Source organism: Streptomyces sp. NPDC014991, assembly GCF_043080665.1.
GTDB lineage: Bacteria > Actinomycetota > Actinomycetes > Streptomycetales > Streptomycetaceae > Streptomyces.
Window position 1 is genome coordinate 124406 of sequence record NZ_JBIBVY010000018.1, and the last position, 19117, is coordinate 143522.

Sequence of the window (19117 nt, forward strand, 5' to 3'; positions counted from 1 at the left end):
GCCGGGCGCCGACCCGGCAGAGTGGGCCGGGTGCATCGAACGACGACGACCGCAGCGCTCCTGGTCACCGTGGCCGTCTCGGCCCTCTCCGGCTGTGTGACGGTGCGGCATCCGACGGCGCCCGGGCCGCAGCCGGGAAGCGCCTCCTCACAGCCGGCGGCGCCCCGGCCGGACGGCAGCGCGGAACCCCGGGTGGTGCAGGCACCGGCACGGGAGGCACTGGAGACGACCGGACCGTCCCGGAACCCGGGAAGCTCCGGCCCGCGGGCGCCGCTCCGGACGCGGACCGCGCCCCCGGCCGCGCACCGGCCGCCGCTCCCGCCCGCCGCCCCGCACCCGGACCGGCCCCGGCGCCCGCGCGCCGAGGCGCCCGGCCGGCCCCCGTCCCTGCGGCTCCCGACCGGCACGGATATGTGCGCGCTGGGCGAGAGGTACGGCGGCTGGGTCAACGACAGCCCGCAGGCGGCGGTCTGCGAGCAGGCGTCCGGACACTGAGGCACCCCGGTGCCCGAGCGGACGTACGGGTACTGGGACGTCCGGTGTCCGAACGGCTGCCGGGGGGCTGTGTGCGTCAGCTGGGGCGTTGCCGCGGGGGTGACCAGCCGTCGTCTCCCGGGGTGCCGTCCTGGCCCAGCCGCAGCTCGAGCCGGCTGATCGCTGACCGCACGCCCGCGCCGTATCCGTCGTCCGCCAGGTGGCTCGCGGCGCGGCGGGCGCGGCGCAGGTGGCTGCGGGCAGCGTCGGCACGGCCCAGCTTGGCGTAGTCAGCGGCCAGGTTGAGGTGCAGGGAGGGCAGGAAACCCTGGACGCTGTCCGGGTCGCCGGCCGCCCGGCCGCCCGACAGCTCCTCGGCCGCCGACAACGCACGCAGGTCCCAGGCGAGTTCGTCCACCGGGTCGTCCTGGGTGTCCGCCAGGTAGTGGGCCAGGGTGCAGCGGTGCAGGGCGGCGCCGTCCTCGCCGATCTCCGCCCACAGGTCCAGGAAGCGGCTGCGGGCCTCCTCGCGGTCGCCGCCGTGGTGCAGCATCACGACCTGCCCGATCCGTGTCAGCACACCATCGGGCGCCGCCTGTTCCCGTCGCTCCGCCACCGCGTCCTCCAGGCCGTCGTCGGCTGTTCGTCCGGCCAGCCGTCTGCCCCGACGCTAACCGGCGCCGTCGGCGATCCACGGCAGGCCGCCCCGGAGGGCCGGCTGCGAGCCGTCGGCGGACCGCCGCGGCCCGGGTCCGGGCCGCGTCGCGAGTGCCGTCAGCCGAGGTCCGGGATCCGCCAGTCGACCGGCTCGTGGCCCTGGCGGGCGATCGCCTCGTTGATCTGGGTGAACGGGCGGGAGCCGAAGAACTTCCTCGCGGACAGCGGCGAGGGGTGCGCGCCCTTGACCACGGCGTGCCGGGTCTCGTCGATCAGCGGCAGTTTCTTCTGGGCGTAGTTCCCCCACAGGACGAAGACCGCCGGGTCGGGGCGGGAGGCCACCGCGCGGATGACGGCGTCGGTGAACCTCTCCCAGCCCTTGCCCTTGTGCGAGTTGGCCTCGCCGGCCCGGACGGTGAGGACGGCGTTGAGCAGCAGCACGCCCTGCTCGGCCCACGGCATCAGATAGCCGTTGTCCGGGACGGGCAGGCCCAGCTCGTCGCGCATCTCCTTGTAGATGTTCCGCAGGGACGGCGGGGTCCGCACGCCCGGGCGGACCGAGAAGCACAGGCCGTGGCCCTGGCCCTCGCCGTGGTACGGGTCCTGGCCCAGGACGAGGACCTTGACCCGCTCGTACGGCGTCGCCTCCAGGGCGGCGAAGACCTCCTCGCGCGGCGGATACACCGGACCCCTCGCCCGCTCCTCCTCGACGAACTCGGTCAGCTCCTTGAAGTAGGGCTGCTGCAGTTCGTCACCCAGAACCCCGCGCCAGGACTCGGGCAGCATGGCGGTGTCGGTCACGTCAACGTCCTCACGATGTGCGGTCACTTCCAGGCATCCGAACCTACAGGCGACCACTGACAACCGGTGTTCCGAGGGCGGTTCACCAGCTGGTCTTGCGGTGCAGCGTCCACATCATCATGATCGTCGACGGGTCGAGGGCCTGCTCGCCGCCGGAGATGTCGTCACTGGCCGCCACGAACTGCCGGCCCTGCCACAGCGGCACCAGCCGGGCGTCGTCCACCATGATCTGCTGAGCGCGCTCCACGTCCTTGACGGTCTGGGCGCGGTCGCTCTCCGCGCGCGCGTGGGGCAGCAGCCGGCCGGTGATCTCCTTGGCCGGGTAGGGCGTGCCGAGCGCGTTGTGCTCGCCGACGAACGGGGCGATGAAGTTGTCCGCGTCGGGGAAGTCGGGGAACCAGCCGCGCCCGAACACCGGGTACTCGCCCTTCTGGTAGCCGACCACGTAGCTCTTCCAGGGGCGGCTTCGAAGGGTGATGGTGAACAGGCCGGAGTCCTCCAGCTGCCGCTTCAGCTCCCGGAACATCAGGCCCGTCTCGGAGCCGTAGCGGTCGGTGGTGTACCAGAAGGTGAGCGGGACGCGCTGGGTGATGCCCGCGTCGGAGAGGACCTTGCGGGCCTTGCGGACGCTCGGGTCGCCGTAGTCGTCGAAGAAGCCGGTGGCATGGCCGGTCAGGCCCTTGGGGACCATCGAGTACAACGGGTCGACGGTGTCCTTGTAGACCTTGTGCGCGATCGCGCCACGGTCCACGATCTGCGCGATGGCCCTGCGCACGGCGGGCTGCTTGGCCCAGGGGTCCTTGGGGTTGAACACCAGGTAGCTGATGTCGGTGCCGGCGCCGTCGACCAGTTGCAGGTCCCCGGTGTTGTGCTGCTGCAGGGCGAGGATGTCGTCCGCGGCGAGACCGCGGTAGGTGACGTCGATCTCCTTGTCCCGCAGCGCCTTGACCATGGCGGCGGAGCCCTGGAAGTAGCGGATGGTCACCGCGTTGTTCTGCGGCTCGGCGAAGCCCCGGTAGTTGCCGTTGCGGACCAGGACGGCCTTCTCGCCCTCCGCGTACGACTCGAGCTTGTACGGGCCCGAGCCGTGGACCGAGGTGTCCTTGCGCAGGGAGGTCGCCGGGTAGTCGTCGGGGTCGACGATCGACATGGCGGGGGTGGCCAGCACGAACGGGAAGGTGGCGTCGGACTTGTTCAGGTGGAAGACGACCTCGCGGTCGCCGGAGGTCTCGACGCGGTCCAGGCTCCCGAGCAGCCCTGCGGGGCCACCGGAGGCATTGATGGTGCGGATGCGGTCGATGGAGTGCCGTACGGCCTCGGCGGTCAGCGGGTCACCGTCGGAGAACTTCATGCCGGCGCGCAGCTTGCAGCGGTAGGTGCGACTGCTGGAGTCGGTGAAGGCGCAGCTCTGGGCCGCGTCCGGCTGGGGGGTGGTGGCCCCGTTCGGGTAGGCGAGGAGCGTCTGGAAGATGTTCCGGTACAGCTCCCAGGAGCCGTCCCAGGCACCGGCCGGGTCCAGCGTGCTGGGGGCGCTGGTGGTCCCCACGACGATCGGACCCTGACTGTCGGGGTCGCCGTCGGACAGCAGGCCGCAGCCGGCCACCAGGGATATGGACGCGATCGCCGCGACTCTCCGCAGGAATCGGTTCCGGTTGAACACGTGCACGCTCCTCGATCCGCCGTACCAAGGGTCGGCAGACCATACCGCAGCGTCCGGCCCCCTGAACCTCCCCGGGAAGGGGCGTTCTTGATCGACTGGGCGATGACGACGTTGTCAGTCCGCTGTGCGGATCTTCGACGGCGTTCCGGGCGCCGATCCGTCCGAAAATCGGCGCCCGGAAGGAATGATCAGTGCACGCCGGCGTTGAGGAAGATGCCGCCGTCCACGACGAGCGTCTGACCGGTGACCCAGTCGGACTGCGCGGAGGTGAGGAACGCGGCGGCGCCGCCGATGTCGGAGGGCACGCCGAGCCGGCCGAGCGGGTAGGGGGCCGCGGCCTCCTCCTCGCGGCCCTCGTAGAGGGCCTGCGCGAACTTGGTCTTGACCACGCCGGGGGCGATCGCGTTGACCCGCACCCTGGGCGCGAACTCGTGCGCCAGCTGCTGGGTCAGGTTGATCATGGCGGCCTTGCTGATGCCGTAGGCGCCGATGAACGGCGACGCCGAGAGGCCGGCGATCGAGGCGATGTTGACGATCGCCCCGCCGTTGTCCTTCTGCCAGGCGTGCCAGGTCTTCTGGGCGAAGCCCAGCGCGGAGACCACGTTGGTCTCGAAGACCTTGCGGGCGACCTCCAGGTCGAGGTCCGCGATGGGGCCGAAGACCGGGTTGGTGCCCGCGTTGTTGACCAGGAAGTCGACGCGGCCGAAGGCCTCCATGGTCCGCTGGACGGCCTCGCTCTGGTGGTCGAGGTCGTGGGCCTTGCCGGCGACGCCGATGACCCGCTCGGCGCCCAGCGTGCCGACGGCCTCCTTCAGGGCGTCCTCGTTGCGGCCGGTGATGCACACGCGGTCACCGCGGGCGACCAGCGCCTCGGCGACGCCGTAGCCGATGCCGCGGCTCGCGCCCGTGACGAGGGCGACCCTGCCGGACAGCTCCGGGAGTTCAGTCATGTTCGTGCTACCTCTGAATCCCTTAGTTGAGCGGTCCGCCGGCCACGTACAGCACCTGGCCGGAGACGAAGCCGGCCGCCTCGCCGGTGAAGAAGGCGATGGCGTTGGCGATGTCCTCCGGTTCGCCGACGCGCTGCACCGGGATCTGGGTGGCGGCGGCCTTCTTGAAGTCCTCGAAGCCCATGCCGACGCGGTCGGCGGTGGCCTTGGTCATCTCGGTGGCGATGAAACCGGGCGCGACGGCGTTGGCGGTGATGCCGAACTTGCCCAGCTCGACGGCGAGGGTCTTGGTGAAGCCCTGGAGACCGGCCTTGGCGGCGGAGTAGTTGGCCTGGCCGCGGTTGCCGAGCGCCGAGGAGGAGGACAGGTTGACGATCCGGCCGAAGCCCGCGTCGACCATGTGCTTCTGGACGGCCTTCGTCATCAGGAAGGAGCCGCGCAGGTGGACGTTCAGGACGGTGTCCCAGTCGGAGACGCTCATCTTGAACAGCAGGTTGTCGCGGAGCACGCCCGCGTTGTTGACGAGGATCGTCGGGGCACCCAGCTCCGCCGCGATCCGGGCGACGGCCGCCTCGACCTGCGCCTCGTCGGAGACGTCCGCGCCGATCGCGACGGCCGTGCCGCCGGCCGCGGTGATCTTCTCGACGGTGTCCTTGCAGGCGGCCTCGTCGAGGTCGATCACGGCGACCGCGTGACCCTCGGCGGCCAGTCGTACGGCGGTGGCGGCGCCGATGCCGCGCGCCGCGCCGGTGACTACCGCGACCCGCTGTTCAGTGGTGGACATTGCTGCTTCTCCTCGCCCTTGAGAGAACTGCCGGGACTCCGGGGGAGAGCCCCTCATGCGGTGAGCGACCGCTTAGTACCTTCAGCACACGTGACGCTAGAAGCCCTGGCACCCGGTGTCAACGGCACACCCGGCCGGTGTGATCCATTACCTCACCAGGAGGTCCAGCAACCGTTCCGTCTCGGCGGCCGGGTCGGCGGTCAGCCCGGTGTGCACGGGACCGGGCTGGACGACCGTGGAGCGGGGTGCGATCAGCCAGCGGAACCGGCGCCCGGCGTCGTCGTGGGCCGCCTGCCCGGCCTCCGCCCCGCCCGCGCACACCCTCTCCACGGCACCGAGCGCCGCCCGGACCCCGGCGACGTCGGCCCGCGGGTCCAGCGCGAGCAGCCGCGCCTCGTCCAGGTGGGTCCGGGCACCGACGTACGCCTGGGCGCGGCAGTACACGACCACGCCCGCGTTGACGCACTCCCCGCGCTCCACCCGGGGGACGACCCGCAGCAACGCGTACTCGAACACGTCCCGGTCGCCGCCCTGGCCCGCGCGGGTGATGTGCCGCTCGGTGACATGACCGGCCATGTGGATGTGGCGCTCGCTCACTTGCCCTCCTCCGTGCCGATGCCGGTGATGCGCCCGGCGATGACGGCCGCCCGCGCGAGCAGCGGCCGGACGTAGGCCCGGCGCAGGTCGTCCGGGGTGTCGAAGCCCGGCTCGCCGACGAGCCAGGCGTCCGGGATCTCCGCGGCGACCTCGGCGAGCAGGTCCTCGGTGACCCGGGGTGCCAGCTCGGCCGCGGCGCCGCTCACGTCCGGGGCGAACCGGGCGAGGGCGTGGTCGCCGGCGTCGTAGGGGCGGGCCGCGGAAACCTCGGCCGAGGGCCAGTTGTGGTGCCAGATCATCGTGGCACCGTGGTCGATGAGCCACAGCTCGCCCCGGTGCACGAGCAGGTTGGGGTTGCGCCAGGAGCGGTCGACGTTGTTGATCAGCGCGTCGAACCAGACGATCCGGCCGGCCTCCTCGGGGCCCACCGGGAAGGCGAGCGGGTCGTAGCCGAGGGCGCCGGAGAGGAAGTCCATGCCGAGGTTGGTGCCGCCGCTGTGGCGGAGCAGGTCCTGCACCTGCTGGTCGGGCTCCCCGAGCCCGAGGACGGGGTCCAGCCCGACGGTGACCAGGCGAGGCATCCGGAATCCGAGGCGCCGGGCCAGTTCGCCGCACACCACCTCGGCGACCAGGGTCTTGCGGCCCTGTCCGGCGCCGGTGAACTTCATGACGTACGTCCCGAAGTCGTCGGCCTCGACGAGCCCCGGCAGCGAGCCGCCCTCCCGCAGGGGCGTGATGTAGCGGGTCGCGGTGACTTCCTTGAGCATCGCCCCAGGTTACTGGGGTGGACCGGCGTGCGGCCGCTACCCGGTGCACCGTCGCGGCCCACACCTTCGCCGGTCACCGGACGGCAGGGATCCGGGCGCTCGTCTGAACGGCCGCCACCGCACGGCCGTACCCCATGACGGATCAGGAAGAGGCTCCACGGAAGGGAATCCCCACATGACCAGCGCTTCGCTCCCGCCGGAAACGGCACCGGCACCGGCCCGCCGAACCGTCATGGCGGCGGCCGGAGCGGCGGGGCTCGCCGCCGCACTGAGCGCCTGCGGCTCGGATGACGGCTCGTCCGGCAGCACCGGCACCGGGGCCGGGGCCGGCGCCGCAGGGTCCTCGCAGGACAGCGGTTCCCCGGCCGGTGGCAAGGCGCTCGCCAGGACGTCGGACATCCCCGAAGGCGGCGGCAAGATCTTCAAGGACCACGGTGTCGTGGTCACGCAGCCGACGGCGGGCACGTACAAGGCGTTCTCGTCCAAGTGCACCCACCAGGGGTGTGCGGTGGGCAGCGTGGCGAACGGCGTGATCGTCTGCCCCTGCCACAACAGCCACTTCTCCGCGGAGGACGGCAGTGTGAAGAAGGGCCCCGCGACCCGGGCACTGCCCCCGGCGAAGATCACGGTCTCCGGCGACGAGATCGAACTGGCCTGACCCGGCTCGGGCCCGCCCGCGCACCCGCCCGGTGCCGCCGAGCACACGCTGCGGTGCGGTGGTGCGGCAGGGGCGCGGGGCGGCCACATCCGGGGACGAGCACAGGCCGGACGGTTCCCTTTCCTGACGGGATGCCAGAGGATCACCGCAGCAGGGGGCGTTCCTCCGGCACGACATGGGAGAACAGGGGGCCGCATGGCCGTCGCACAGCAGCGCCGAGGCCGCAGGATCATGATGACGCCCGGCGAACTGGACGAGTTCCTCACCGCCCAGCGCACCTGCCGGGTCGCGACCGTCTCGTCCGACGGGACCCCGCATGTGAGTGCGCTGTGGTTCGCCTGGGACGGCACCTCACTGTGGCTGTACTCGGTGGTCCGCAGCCGGCGCTGGTCACAACTGCGCCGCGATCCGCGGGTGGCGGTCGTGGTCGACTCGGGCGAGGAGTACGACCAGCTGCGCGGGGCCGAGCTGTCCGGCCGGGTGGAGTTCGTGGGCGAGGTGCCGCGCAGGGGCGAGCTGTGCGCCGAACTCGACACGGCCGAGACGCTGTTCGCCCGCAAGAACTTCGGCCTGGACGACATGCCGCACGACGGCCGGCACGCCTGGGCCCGGCTGACCCCGGAGAAGATCGTGTCCTGGGACTTCCGGAAGCTGGGCGGGGCGTAGGACTCAGCCCAGCTTCAGTGCCGCCGCGCGCAGCGCGTCCACCGCCGCGCGGATGGAGGGGCGGCGGTCGGCGTCCGCCCGCCAGACGACGTACACGTGCCGCCGCATCCGCTGCTTGAGCGGCAGCAGGACCACCCCTTCGGGTACCGGGTGGCGGCCCAGCAGCGGCGCGATGCACACACCCAGGCCGGCGGCCACGAGCCCGAGCTGGGTGTGGGTCTCCCCCGCGCGGTGACCGACGATCGGCTCGACGCCCTTGGACCGCAGGGTGAACATCAGCCACTCGTGACAGAACTCGCCCTGGCCCCAGGTGATCCACTCGTCGTCGGCGAACTCGGTGAGGTCGACCTCGTCCCGGTCCGCGAGCGGGTGCCCGGCCGGCATGGCGACGTCGGCCGGGTCGTCCAGCAGGGCGGCCTTGACCAAGCCGTCGGGCACGGGCATCGGCTTGTTGTACCAGTCCAGGACCACCGCGAGGTCGAGGTCGCCGCGGACCACCCCGGCGATGCCCTGCTCGGGCTCCAGTTCGCTGGAGCGCACCCGCAGCCCCGGGTGCTCGGTGCGCAGGGCGCCGAGCGCGTCCGGGAAGAGTCCCCGGGCCGCGGTCGGGAACGCCGACAGCCTGAGTTCGCCGACGACCTGGCCGCGATGCGCCTCCAGGTCCGACTCGGCCAGCTCGACCTGCGACAGGATGCGGCTCGCGTGCTCCGACAGCAGCCGGCCGGCGTCCGTGAGCCGTACGCCCCGGCCGTTCCTGGCGAGGAGCTGCTGGCCCACCTCCCGCTCCAGCTTGCTCAGCTGCTGCGAGACCGCGGAGGTGGTGACGTGCAGCGCGTCGGCCGCCGCGCTGACCGAGCCGTGCCGGGCGAGGGCGTCGAGGGTGCGCAGGCGCTCCAGGTTCAACATGTAAGTGATTCTAAGAGGTACCGGGTGGAAAATCTCGATTGTGCTACGAGATCCGATGCCGCATCGTTGAAACCATGAGCACGGTCACCGCACCCCGAACCCGGCCCGCACGCCCCGCCCGCCCCCACGTCCGCCTCGACTGGAGGCTGCGCTTCGGCGCCCTGTCCGCGATCTGGGGCTTCAGCTTCCTGCTGATCAAGGTGGGGACCGACGGGTACGCCCCCTTCCAGGTCACCCTGGGACGGCTGGTGTTCGGCACGGCGGTGCTGATGGCGGCGATGGCCGTGAAGCGGCAGCGGCTGCCGCGCGGGGCCCGGCTGTGGGGGCACATGGCGGTCGCCGCGTTCCTGCTGAACGCGCTGCCGTTCTCCCTGTTCGCCTACTCGGAGCTGACGATCCCGTCCACGCTGGCCGGCATCTGCAACGCCACGTCGCCCCTCTGGGGCATGGCCCTCTCCCTGGTCGCCCTGTCCGAGGACCGGCCGACCCGGGTGCGTGTCGCCGGCCTCGGGCTGGGCTTCCTCGGGGTCCTGACGGTGCTGGGAGCCTGGCAGGGCTTCCACGGCCTGGACGCGAAGGGAACGGCGATGGCGCTTCTCGCGTCGTTCAGCTATCCGGTCGGGTGGATCTACGTCCGGCGGACGCTGGCCGGCACCGGTAACTCACATCTGGCGATGACCGGGGGCCAACTGCTGCTGGCCACGGTGCAACTGGCCGTGGTGACACCGCTGTTCACCGACATGCCGCAGCGTTTCGCGCTCGTGCCGCTGCTGGCCGTCGCCGCGCTGGGCGCGCTGGGCACCGGGCTGGCCGTGCTGCTCCAGTACGGGCTGGTCGCCGAGGTCGGCCCCACCACCGCCCAGATGGTGACGTACTTCATCCCCGTCATAGCCACGGCCGCGGGAGTGGCGATCCTCGGGGAGTCGCTCCACTGGAGCACTCCGGTGGGTGCGGTGATCGTGCTGGCGGGTGCCGCACTCACCCAGATACGCACGAAGAGGGCCTGAGCGGCCGGGACCCACGGACGCGTACCCGTGCGGGGGCGCGTACCCGTGCGGGGCGCCTGTCAGTGCGGGCACCCCACCCCGGTGCCCGCGCCACTTCGGCGGCCCCCAGGGTCTTTCGTTCGGATCGGGCCGGACCCGCGAGCCCGGCATGATCCGAACGAGAGGGCCTAGCCATAGGTCCGCGCCGGTGACGGGCGTACCGCTGCCGCCACCGCGTCCGCCAGCGGGATGACCTCCTCCTCGGTGAGCGGGGAGACAGTGATGCGGATGCCCGGTGGTGAGGCCAGGCGGAAGCGGGCGCCCGGGGCCGGCGCCCAGCCGGCCTGGACGAGGCGGGTGACCGCGCCCGTCTCGTCGGGGACCGGCACCCAGACGTTCATGCCGCTGCGGCCGTGCGCGGCGACCCCGCGCTCCGCCAGCGCGCCGACCAGGGCGTCCCGGCGGGCGCCGTACGCCCGCGCCACCGCCGCCCGGTCGATCGCGCCGTGGGTCCAGAGATGCGCCACGGTCCGTTGCAGCAGCAGGCTGACCCAGCCGGGACCGAGTCGCTGGCGGCCCCGGACCCGGTCGACGGTGAGGGGGTCCCCGGCGAGGACGGCGAGGCGCAGGTCGGGACCGTAGGCCTTGGCCGCGGAGCGGACGAAGGCCCAGTGCCGGGTGGCGCCCGCGAGGGGGTGCAGCGGGAGGTCGACGATGCCGTGGCCGTGGTCGTCCTCGATGAGCAGGGTTCCCGGATGGTCGCGCAGGACCGCGCGCAGGGCACGCGCGCGCGTGGCGGTCACGGAGGCGCCGGTCGGGTTCTGCGCGCGGTCGGTCACGATCAGGGCGCGGGCGCCGGACTCCAGGGCGTGCCGCAGCTCGCCGTCGAGCGGTCCGTCGTCGTCCACGCCGACGGGGGCCGCGTGCAGGCCCAGGGCGGGGATCAGGTCGAGGAGGCCGCCCCAGCCGGGGTCCTCGACGGCGACCGTGTCCCCCGGTCTGAGATGCGCGGTCAGGACGCGTTCGACGGCGTCGAGGGAGCCGGAGGTCACGGCCAGCGGGTCCGCGGGAACCCCGTCGGCGTCCAGTTCGGCGCGGGCCACGCGCGCGAGGTCCGCGTCGACGGGGTCGTCGCCGTACAGGACGGGCCGCCGGCCGGCCACCTCGGCCGCGGCGGTGAGGGCCGGGGCGAGGCCGGGCAGCAGAGCCGGGTCCGGGTTGCCGGTCGACAGGTCCCGGCCCCCGGCGGGCACCTCCACGCGCAGCTGCTCACGTCCGGTGGTGGCCGGCCGGGGGCGGATGCGGCTGCCCCGGCGGCCGGCCGTCTCGATCACCCCGCGCTCGCGCAGGCTGCGGTAGGCGGCGGCGACCGTGTTCGGGTTCACGCCCAGCCGGGCCGCCAGCTCCCGCATGGGAGGCAGGTGCTGGCCCGGTCGCAGCTCTCCCGTGCCGACCGCGCGTTCGACGTCGGCCGCGATCTCGGCTGCGCCGCGCCCACTGATCCGATATTCTCCTAGCACAAAGAACATTATGCACTAGTGCAATACATCGCGCGACCCCGCGCGACACAGACCGCCATGGAGGGCACCGTCATGCAGGGCACGACCGAGGACACCAGGGCCGCCGCCTACACGCCGACCGACCGGACCGTGCCGACGCGCTCCGCGGACCGGGCGTCGTACGACCGGGAGCTGGTGCACGCGATACTGGACGAGGGGTACGTCTGCCATCTCGGCTTCGTGCGGGACGGGGCCCCGGTGGTACTGCCGACGCTGTACGGCCGGGTCGGCGAGCGCCTCTACGTCCACGGCTCCACCGGCTCCCGGCCGTTGCGAATGACCGGCCGGGCCGACCCGGGCCTGCCGGTGTGCCTGACGGTCACCCACGTCGACGGGCTGGTGCTGGCCCGCTCCGCCTTCCACCACTCGATCAACTACCGCTCGGTGGTGGTGCACGGCACCGCCCACGAGGTCACCGACCCCGAGGAGCGGCGCCTCGCCCTGGACGCGCTGGTGGACCACGTCGTCCCGGGCCGGGCCGCCGACTCCCGGCCCGCGAACAAGAAGGAGCTGGCCGCCACCGCGGTGATCCGCCTGGATCTGGAGGAGGTCTCGGCCAAGGTCCGCACGGGCGGCGCCAATGACGAGCCCGAGGACCTCGGCCTGCCGCACTGGGCCGGGGTCGTCCCGCTCCGCAAGGGGTACGGTACACCGGTCCCCGACGCCGACCTGGCACCCGGCACCGGTCTGCCGGACTACCTGACGGCGCGGTGACGGCGCGGCCTCACACCGGGACCGGCTCCGGCCGGCCGGCTCCGCGGGCCTCGCCCACGGCGAGGCCCACCACGGCGCCGAGCAGGAGCAGGGTGCCGGCCACGGTGGTCACCGTGAGCCGCTCGCCCAGCAGGACGACGGCGAGAACGGTGGCGGTCACCGGTTCCAGCAGCATGATCACGGAGACCGTGGCGGACCGTACGACTGCGGCTCCCGCGAAGTAGAGCGCGTACGCGAGGGCCGTGGGAACGGCGGCGACGTACAGCAGCAGCCCCAGCAGCAGGGCCGGGTGGGCGGTGTGCGGGAGCAGACCCTCGTGCAGCGCGAACGGCAGCAGGCACAGGGTGGTCACCGCGAAGGCGCCCACGGTGGTGCCGGAGGCGTCGGAGTCCCCGTCCCGGCCCCACCACCGGGTGAGCAGGGTCATGGCGCCGTAGCCCGACGCCGAGACGAGCGCGAGGAGCACACCGGCCGGACGGACCGTCGCGGCGGAACCGCCGAGAGTCAGCACGGCCAGCCCGGCCGGCGCGCCCGCCACCGCCACGACACCGCCGGCGCCGAGCCGCTCGCCGAGCAGCAGCCGGGCGCCGAGCGCGATGAGAACGGGACCCGCGCCGAGGGTGACGACGGTGGCCACGGCCAGTCCCGTGGAGGCCACGGCGGCGAAGTAGGCCGTCTGGAAGACGGCGAGCCCGATCCCGGTGACCACCGCGCGGACCATCCTGCGGCGTACGGGTACCGGTACGGGTACGGCTTCGCCCGGCCGGACGCGCGGGCGCAGCAGACGGCCGGCCGACAGGAGGGCCAGCCCCAGCGCACAGCGCCAGAACGACAGGCCGAAGGCGCCCATGTCACTGGCCCGGAAGACCAGCGAGGCGGCGGCGCCGGCGGTGCCCCAGGCGGCACCGGTGATGATCAGGTAGAGCAGGCCACGCCCGACGGGCAGGCCAGAAGCAGCGTTCGACAAGGGAATCTCTCCGCAGAAACGCACGCGAGGTGCGGAAGCTCGGGGCGACCCGCTTCGGCGGGACGCACGGACTTCGTCTGCGGGCAGCACCGTCCGGTCCGGCGCGGATGCGCGGGACCGATCTCCCGGAGGCCCGCCTCAGGCGGCCGGAGGCGGAAGGACGAGTGCGTTCGACGGCATGGGGGAACCCTATGCGCCGGTACCGCGGGCGGACAACTCCCGTTCCGAACCGCCGGGGGCGACCGGCTCCGGGCCGCCCTTGGCGGGGGCCGACGTCTGGGCGATGAACGCACCGGCCAGGACGACCGCGCCGCCGACGACCTGGGGCGCGGAGAGGTGCTCGCCGAGCAGCACCCAGGCCAGCACGGTCGCGATGACCGCCTCCAGGCAGGCCACGACGCCGGCGACCTGCGGCGACAGCCGCCGCACCGACAGCACGCCGGTGACGTACGCCAGGACCGTGGCCATCAGGACGATCCAGGCCAGCAGCGCGAGAGCCGGCACGGCGGTGCCGTTCAGCCGGGCCGAACCGGCCAGCACCGACCAGTCCATGCCCCAGGGGCGGGCGACGACCGTCAGCACGGCGGCGCCGACGAGGAGTCCGTAGGCGATGACGCCGAGCGGATCCGGCGCTTCGGTACCGGCGTCGCTGCCCTGGTCGGACAGCACGAAGTAGCCGACCTGGCAGCAGGCGGCGCCCAGGGCGAGGAGCAGGCCCAGCGCGTCGAAGCTCAGGCCCGTCCACACCTCCACCACACAGGCGAGACCGCCTGCCGCCAGCACCACACCGGCCGCGGCGGCGCGCGTCACGGGCCTCCGCTGCACGAACCGCACCCAGCCCAGGACCAGCGCGGGGGCCAGGTACTCGATGAGCAGTGCCACGCCGACCGGGATGCGGGAGAGCGCGGCGAAATAGCAGGCCTGGACACCGGCGACGGCGAGCAGCCCGAACCCGGCGAGCAGCAGGGGCCGGCGGCGCGGCAGAGCGCGGTGCCGCACGGCGAGCGGCAGCATCATCAGGGCGGCGCCCGCCACCCGCAGCCACACCACGTGCAGCGGGCCGAGTCCCGCCTCGATCAGCGGCTTGGCGGCCACCCCGGACCCGCCGAAGGCCAGCGCCGAGGCGAGGGCGAGGCCGAGCCCAGCGCCCTTGCCGGGGCGGTCCTGACTGCTCACAGACGTATGCACCGGCACATGATGGCAGGCGACGACAGCAGCGTCACCCGTGTTGACACCTGTCTCAGGTGGTGGACGGCGGGAGAGTCCCGGGCGGCCCCGCCGCCGTCTGCGGACGACGGCGGGATGGGGGAGCGGCCCCCGCCGCCGTCGGCCTACTCGTCGGCGCCGGGCCCGGCCCGCGCGACCAGCTCGGGGGCGGAGATGCCGGCGCGCGAGAGCACCTCGGCGGCCCGGGACCCCGGGTCCGTGACGAGCGCCGCGAGCAGGTCGGTGCCGGCGACCCGGAGCGCGCCGCGCCGCCGGGCCCGCCCACGGGCGTCCGCGAGGGCGGCCGACGCGGCGGGAGACCACCCGGCGGCCTCCCTGGCCCCACCGCCGTGTCCGGCCGGATCGGCGTACGCGACCGGATCCCCGCCGCTCACCGGATCCGGGTCGTCAGCGGGGTCGGCGGCGTCCGCCGGTGCCGGTACGACGGTGATCGGTCCGGAGTCCTCCACGCTGCCCTGCCAGCGCAGCCCGTAGCCGATGCTGCGCTGGACGAGGTAGCCGAGGAGCCGGGCGAGCCGGGCGGGTTCGCCGACGGCGGCACGGACCTCGGAGTCGTGTTCGAGCAGGGAGTGGAGCAGATGGGCGGTGTCGGTCTGCCGGTCCCCGTCCCGGACGGCCCTGCGACGGGCACCGGTGACCACCACTGCCAGCTCGGCACCGAGCACAGCGGCGCCGTCCGGGTGCGGAACCGGCTCGTCGTGGGCGGTGCGGTGGGCTGTACGGGTGTGCACGTCCTCTACCCCATCAGCCGGACGGGGGCGGGTCATCCACGGGGGGAACCATTCTCGCGTCCCACACAGAGTGGACATCGGCGACCGGAATGTCATCCTTGCGGAGGAGATCCAGCGGGCACTCATCATGCGGCGCACGCGGACCGTCCGTGCGCCCCGACCACACCGGTTCCCCGGGATCGCCCTGACGGCCCGTCAGTACGCCGAGGCCCCGCGCGGATACCGCACGGGGCACCCGGGCACGTACGAGCGTCACTGCTCGTCGGCGAGGATCAGGTACAGCTTCCTGCGGGCGTCGTTGATGACGGCCAGCGCCTTCTCGCGCTGCTCCTTGCTGCCGGTCCTGAAGACCTGCCCGAAGGCTTCCATCAGTCCGGAGCCCGCCTGGCGGATCTCACCGAGGGCCTCCCAGTCGACCCCGCGCGAGGCCTCCTCCCAGGGCGCTTGCGCCCCCTCCTCGGCGGCGCCGCGTCCACTCTCGGTGAGGGAGAACAGCTTCTTGCCGCCCTCGCTCTCGCTGGTGATCAAGCCCTCGTCCTCCAGCAGCTGCAGGGTGGGATAGACCGAGCCGGGGCTCGGCTTCCACGCGCCGCCGCTGCGTTCGGCGATCTCCTGGATCATCTCGTAGCCGTGCATGGGCCGGTCCTTGAGCAGGGCCAGGATCGAGGCCCGCACGTCACCGCGCCGCGCCCGCCCCCGCCCTCCGCCCCGGCCTCGTGAGCCCCAGGGGCCCGGCCCGAAGCCGGGGCCGCCGGGACCGAATCCCGGACCCCCCGGCCCGAAGGGCCCGAAGGCGGCCCGCCGGCCCTCGAAGCCGCCCATGCCGCGGCGGCCGGGGCCCTCGTGCCGATGTCCACGCTCGAATCCGTGGGTACGCATCGCATTGACTCCATTCCATCGATGATCTGTCACGTCTGCATCGCTCGTCGTTCGCGATGCCTCAACGATATATCGGAACAATGGGTGCGACAACCCCTCGTCTCAAGGCCGGGTGCGCCGGTTCAGTGAGACGCCGACCGCCGGGTCCGCTTCGACGAACCTGCCGTGATCCGTCGAACCGGCCGGACGGATCCGCCGTCCCGAGCACCTGATCCAGCGAGCCGCGCCACGGTGCCCTGACAGGTCGGGGGCGAGTCCTCGTCCTGACCCATGGGCCAGGTCGAGGACTCGTTCGCGGCACCTCAGTCGAGACAGGACTCGTCGCCCTCGACGTCCTGCATCACGATGCACGACTCGTTGTCGTCATCCGCGGGCAGCAGTCGCACGCGTACCGCGCCGAGCGCGACCAGCCGTGCGCACGCGGCCTCGAGAGCGGGGAGGCGCTCCTCACCCACGAGCCGGTGCGGCCCGCACGTCCAGATGCAGCCGGTTCTTGACGACCTCGCCTTCGGGACCACGCCCGAGGGATCACTGCAGGCCAACCCAGGTGGCGAACCCCGCCGGCGGCGGCGCGACGCACCCCGACACCTCGCACCAGAAACGAGCGACGCGCCACCACAGTGGGACGTGCTGTTCACCGGGATTCCGATTTCATCGCCGCACGGGTCGAGGTCCGGCGTGACATGGGTAGCGCCTCACGGACCAGATCGCCCCGGACGGGACACGTGCGGTGTTCGAGGTTCGCTGTCACAGGCCAGGTGGCTCACAGCCCGAAGGCGCCGCCCTCGACGAGGATGAGCAGGCCGACCGCGATGAGGACCAGTGGGAGCAGGATGTGGCCCCAGCGGCTCAGGGCCTCGGCGATGACCGGGCGGGTGGTGAAGAACCTGCCCGCGAAGCACCACACGCCGACCAGGACCAGGAAGACGACCGCGTACAGGCCCATGCCGCCGACACCGGCGGTGGCGAACACGGGAACGTAGACGCCGATGTTGTCGCCGCCGTTGGCGAAGGTGACCGCGGCGACCTCCAGCGCCTTCGGGCCGCCCTCCTTGGCCCGGTCGTCGCCGTCGCCCGCGCCGTCGCGGCGGTCACGCCACGCCCGCCAGGCCGCCCTGACACCGAGCGCCAGCGGGAGCAGACCGAGGTAGGGGACGGCCGCCCCGGGCAGGAAGGTGGCGCCGAGAGCGGCGGCGACCGCGACCGCGAGGATCGCCGCGAAGCCGAGGTACTGACCGAGGACGACGTGCCGGGCCGCGCCGCGCTGCCCGGCGCCCTGGGCGAAGAACAGGGAAAGGATCAAGATGTCGTCGACGTTCGTGACGGCGAACAGACCGACCGCCTGCCCGATGACACCCACACCCACGAACCGGCCCGCCCCACTCGGTGACACCTACGGGGCGACCTTATGCGAGGCTCATGGGCCGCGGGCAGGGGGCCGTGCGTGGAGCGGCCGTGGGCCGGTGGCCGGCCGCAGGCGCTAGCGTCAGCGGCATGCGTATGCGAATCGTGGATGCCTTCACCGACCGCCCCTTCGCCGGCAACCCGGCCGGAGTCCTCCTGCTGGACGACGTCTTCCCCGACGACGACTGGCTCCAGAACGTCGCCATGGAGGTCAACCACGCCGAGACGGCGTTCGCGCACCGGCTGCCCGACGGTGGTGAGGCGGACTGGGCGCTGCGCTGGTTCACGCCCGTCGCCGAGGTCGCGATGTGCGGCCACGCCACACTGGCCACCGCCCACGTGCTGCACACCACCGGCGCCCACACGGGTTCCGTGCGGTTCGCCACCCGCAGCGGTGTCCTCGTCGCCACGCCCGCCGCCGACGGGTCGATCACACTCGACTTCCCGACCGCCCCTCTCACCCCCGTCGAGCTGCCGTCCGGAGTCACCGAGGCGCTGGGCGCGGCGCCGGTGGCCGCCTTCGACACCGGGCCGAACGTCGGTGACCTGCTGGTGGAGCTGGCCGACGAGAAGACCGTCCTCGGCCTCTCCCCCGACCACAGGGCCCTCGGCGCGTTCTCCTCGCGTGGCGTCATCGCCACCGCCCGCGCCGACGACCCGGGCCGGGGCTACGACTTCGTCTCCCGCTGCTTCTTCCCGAACGTCGGTATCGACGAGGACCCGGTCACCGGCAGCGCCCACACCGCGCTCGCCCCGCACTGGTCCGCGCGTCTCGGCCGTGACGACCTGACCGGACTCCAGGCCTCCCGCCGCACCGGACTGGTCCGCACCGGGCTGCGGGGCGAGCGGACGCTGCTCACCGGCCGCGCGGTCACGGTCATCGACGGCGAACTGCGCGCCTGACCGGCCCCGCCGCCGGTGTTCACGCCGTCGGCAGCCAGCCCACCTTGCCGGCGAGGAGGGCGTAGCCGACGAACGCGCCGATGTCGAGCAGCGAGTGCGCGACGACCAGCGGTCCGACCCGGCCCCAGCGGCGGTACAGGTACACGAACACCACGCCCATGACCATGTTGCCGAGGAAGCCGCCGATGCCCTGGTAGAGGTGGTAGGAGCCGCGCAGGACCGCGCTGGCCACCAGCGCGGTTCCCGGGGTCCAGCCCAGCCGGCCCAGCCTGCGCAGCAGGTAGCCGACGACGATGACCTCTTCGAGGATCGCGTTCTGGAGGGCGGAGAGGATCAGCACCGGGTACTTCCACCACACGTCGGGCAGGGCCTCGGGGACGACGGTGAGGTTGAAGCCGAGGCCGCGGGCGGCCAGGTAGAAGGCGATGCCGGTGCTGCCGATCACGGCCGCGACGCCGGCGCCCCGGGCCAGGTCGGGTCCGGGGCGGGTGCGGTCGAAGCCCAGCGTCCGCAGGCTCGCGCCCTCGCGCAGCAGCAGGTGCGCCACCAGGGCCACCGGCACCAGGGCGCTGGCGATGCCGAAGAGCTGCCATGCCAGGTCGAGCCACGGACGGCCGGGCGCGGCCGAGGCGTTGAGGGTGGCCGCCTGGTCCTTGAGGCCGCCCGGCCGGGTGACCGAGCCGATGAAGCTGATCAGGGCGGACACTCCGCTCGCCCCGAGCGAGAGTGCGAGCACGAGCAGTGTCTCGTCCCGCAGCATCCGCCGCGGGTCCCGCGCCCGCGCCGGGGAACCGGCCACCGAGTCAGCCTCCACCTGCACCCCTGCC

Annotated in this window: 21 protein-coding genes and 1 pseudogene; 6 read left to right on the top strand and 16 right to left on the bottom strand. The window is 73.0% G+C overall.

The annotated features are described in order from the left end of the window. Nucleotides 1-30 precede the first annotated feature (30 nt). Nucleotides 31-495: a hypothetical protein gene (locus tag ACF1BE_RS25840; RefSeq protein WP_392201410.1), complete on the top strand. Its 465-nt coding sequence runs from the start codon at nt 31-33 to the stop codon at nt 493-495. A gap of 76 nt (nt 496-571) precedes the next feature. Here the strand turns inward: ACF1BE_RS25840 and ACF1BE_RS25845 are convergent, their stop codons facing one another. The 7 genes from ACF1BE_RS25845 to ACF1BE_RS25875 all read right to left on the bottom strand — a co-directional run bounded on the left by ACF1BE_RS25845 (nt 572) and on the right by ACF1BE_RS25875 (nt 6690). Next, nucleotides 572-1090, bottom strand: a complete 519-nt coding sequence (locus ACF1BE_RS25845; RefSeq protein WP_392201411.1) for a hypothetical protein — start codon at nt 1088-1090, stop codon at nt 572-574. Between the two features lie 158 nt (nt 1091-1248). Continuing rightward, on the bottom strand, nt 1249-1932 hold the full coding sequence (gene ung, locus ACF1BE_RS25850; RefSeq protein ID WP_392201412.1) for a uracil-DNA glycosylase: 684 nt from the start codon (nt 1930-1932) through the stop codon (nt 1249-1251). Nucleotides 1933-2014: 82 nt separating this feature from the next. After that, nucleotides 2015-3592 carry an ABC transporter substrate-binding protein gene (locus ACF1BE_RS25855; RefSeq protein ID WP_392201413.1) on the bottom strand — a complete coding sequence of 526 codons (1578 nt, stop codon included), beginning with the start codon at nt 3590-3592 and terminating at the stop codon, nt 2015-2017. Nucleotides 3593-3780: 188 nt separating this feature from the next. Further along, the gene (locus ACF1BE_RS25860; RefSeq protein ID WP_392201414.1) at nt 3781-4542 is read right to left on the bottom strand and encodes an SDR family oxidoreductase; all 762 of its coding nucleotides are present in this window, start codon (nt 4540-4542) and stop codon (nt 3781-3783) included. A 22-nt stretch (nt 4543-4564) separates the two neighbouring features. After that, nucleotides 4565-5326 carry a 3-oxoacyl-ACP reductase FabG gene (gene fabG / locus ACF1BE_RS25865; protein ID WP_392201415.1) on the bottom strand — a complete coding sequence of 254 codons (762 nt, stop codon included), beginning with the start codon at nt 5324-5326 and terminating at the stop codon, nt 4565-4567. Between the two features lie 147 nt (nt 5327-5473). Further along, nucleotides 5474-5923, bottom strand: a complete 450-nt coding sequence (locus tag ACF1BE_RS25870; RefSeq protein ID WP_392201416.1) for a DUF3037 domain-containing protein — start codon at nt 5921-5923, stop codon at nt 5474-5476. Next, on the bottom strand, nt 5920-6690 hold the full coding sequence (locus tag ACF1BE_RS25875; protein WP_392201417.1) for a HipA family kinase: 771 nt from the start codon (nt 6688-6690) through the stop codon (nt 5920-5922). The genes ACF1BE_RS25870 and ACF1BE_RS25875 overlap by 4 nt, the downstream gene beginning before the upstream one ends. Before the next feature lie 175 nt (nt 6691-6865). Here ACF1BE_RS25875 and ACF1BE_RS25880 point away from each other — a divergent pair, with 175 nt between their 5' ends. Both ACF1BE_RS25880 and ACF1BE_RS25885 read left to right on the top strand, forming a co-directional pair. Then, entirely contained in the window at nt 6866-7348 is a 483-nt protein-coding gene (locus ACF1BE_RS25880) for a Rieske (2Fe-2S) protein (protein ID WP_392201418.1), read from the top strand. Nucleotides 7349-7543: 195 nt separating this feature from the next. After that, nucleotides 7544-8014, top strand: a complete 471-nt coding sequence (locus ACF1BE_RS25885) for a pyridoxamine 5'-phosphate oxidase family protein (RefSeq protein ID WP_392201419.1) — start codon at nt 7544-7546, stop codon at nt 8012-8014. Nucleotides 8015-8017: 3 nt separating this feature from the next. On the opposite strand, the gene ACF1BE_RS25890 is transcribed toward ACF1BE_RS25885, so the two are convergent. Further along, nucleotides 8018-8920, bottom strand: coding sequence for a LysR family transcriptional regulator (locus tag ACF1BE_RS25890; RefSeq protein ID WP_392201420.1), 903 nt, complete (start codon nt 8918-8920; stop codon nt 8018-8020). Nucleotides 8921-8994: 74 nt separating this feature from the next. On the opposite strand from ACF1BE_RS25890, the gene ACF1BE_RS25895 reads away from it, so the two are divergent. Next, a complete protein-coding gene (locus ACF1BE_RS25895; RefSeq protein WP_392201421.1) occupies nt 8995-9927 on the top strand; it encodes a DMT family transporter in 933 nt (310 codons plus the stop codon). 167 nt (nt 9928-10094) lie between these two features. Here the strand turns inward: ACF1BE_RS25895 and ACF1BE_RS25900 are convergent, their stop codons facing one another. Beyond that, nucleotides 10095-11426, bottom strand: a complete 1332-nt coding sequence (locus tag ACF1BE_RS25900; protein ID WP_392201422.1) for an aminotransferase class I/II-fold pyridoxal phosphate-dependent enzyme — start codon at nt 11424-11426, stop codon at nt 10095-10097. A 72-nt stretch (nt 11427-11498) separates the two neighbouring features. Between ACF1BE_RS25900 and ACF1BE_RS25905 the strand changes: the two genes are divergently transcribed. Further along, nucleotides 11499-12179 carry a pyridoxamine 5'-phosphate oxidase family protein gene (locus tag ACF1BE_RS25905; protein ID WP_392201423.1) on the top strand — a complete coding sequence of 227 codons (681 nt, stop codon included), beginning with the start codon at nt 11499-11501 and terminating at the stop codon, nt 12177-12179. A gap of 10 nt (nt 12180-12189) precedes the next feature. Here ACF1BE_RS25905 and ACF1BE_RS25910 read toward each other — a convergent pair whose 3' ends face one another. The 6 genes and pseudogenes from ACF1BE_RS25910 to ACF1BE_RS25935 form a co-directional block, all read right to left on the bottom strand. Further along, the gene (locus ACF1BE_RS25910; protein ID WP_392201424.1) at nt 12190-13146 is read right to left on the bottom strand and encodes a DMT family transporter; all 957 of its coding nucleotides are present in this window, start codon (nt 13144-13146) and stop codon (nt 12190-12192) included. Between the two features lie 189 nt (nt 13147-13335). After that, nucleotides 13336-14340, bottom strand: a complete 1005-nt coding sequence (locus ACF1BE_RS25915) for a DMT family transporter (protein WP_392201425.1) — start codon at nt 14338-14340, stop codon at nt 13336-13338. A 137-nt stretch (nt 14341-14477) separates the two neighbouring features. Continuing rightward, nucleotides 14478-15104, bottom strand: a complete 627-nt coding sequence (locus tag ACF1BE_RS25920; RefSeq protein WP_392201426.1) for a Clp protease N-terminal domain-containing protein — start codon at nt 15102-15104, stop codon at nt 14478-14480. Between the two features lie 252 nt (nt 15105-15356). Continuing rightward, nucleotides 15357-15983, bottom strand: coding sequence for a PadR family transcriptional regulator (locus ACF1BE_RS25925; RefSeq protein WP_392201427.1), 627 nt, complete (start codon nt 15981-15983; stop codon nt 15357-15359). A 302-nt stretch (nt 15984-16285) separates the two neighbouring features. Next, nucleotides 16286-16604 (bottom strand): annotated as a pseudogene (locus ACF1BE_RS25930) (VOC family protein). A gap of 142 nt (nt 16605-16746) precedes the next feature. Then, the gene (locus ACF1BE_RS25935; protein WP_392201428.1) at nt 16747-17376 is read right to left on the bottom strand and encodes a cadmium resistance transporter; all 630 of its coding nucleotides are present in this window, start codon (nt 17374-17376) and stop codon (nt 16747-16749) included. Nucleotides 17377-17477: 101 nt separating this feature from the next. Between ACF1BE_RS25935 and ACF1BE_RS25940 the strand changes: the two genes are divergently transcribed. Next, nucleotides 17478-18290, top strand: coding sequence for a PhzF family phenazine biosynthesis protein (locus ACF1BE_RS25940; RefSeq protein ID WP_392201429.1), 813 nt, complete (start codon nt 17478-17480; stop codon nt 18288-18290). Between the two features lie 19 nt (nt 18291-18309). Here ACF1BE_RS25940 and ACF1BE_RS25945 read toward each other — a convergent pair whose 3' ends face one another. Then, a complete protein-coding gene (locus tag ACF1BE_RS25945; protein WP_389582921.1) occupies nt 18310-19110 on the bottom strand; it encodes a CPBP family intramembrane glutamic endopeptidase in 801 nt (266 codons plus the stop codon). Nucleotides 19111-19117: the final 7 nt, after the last annotated feature.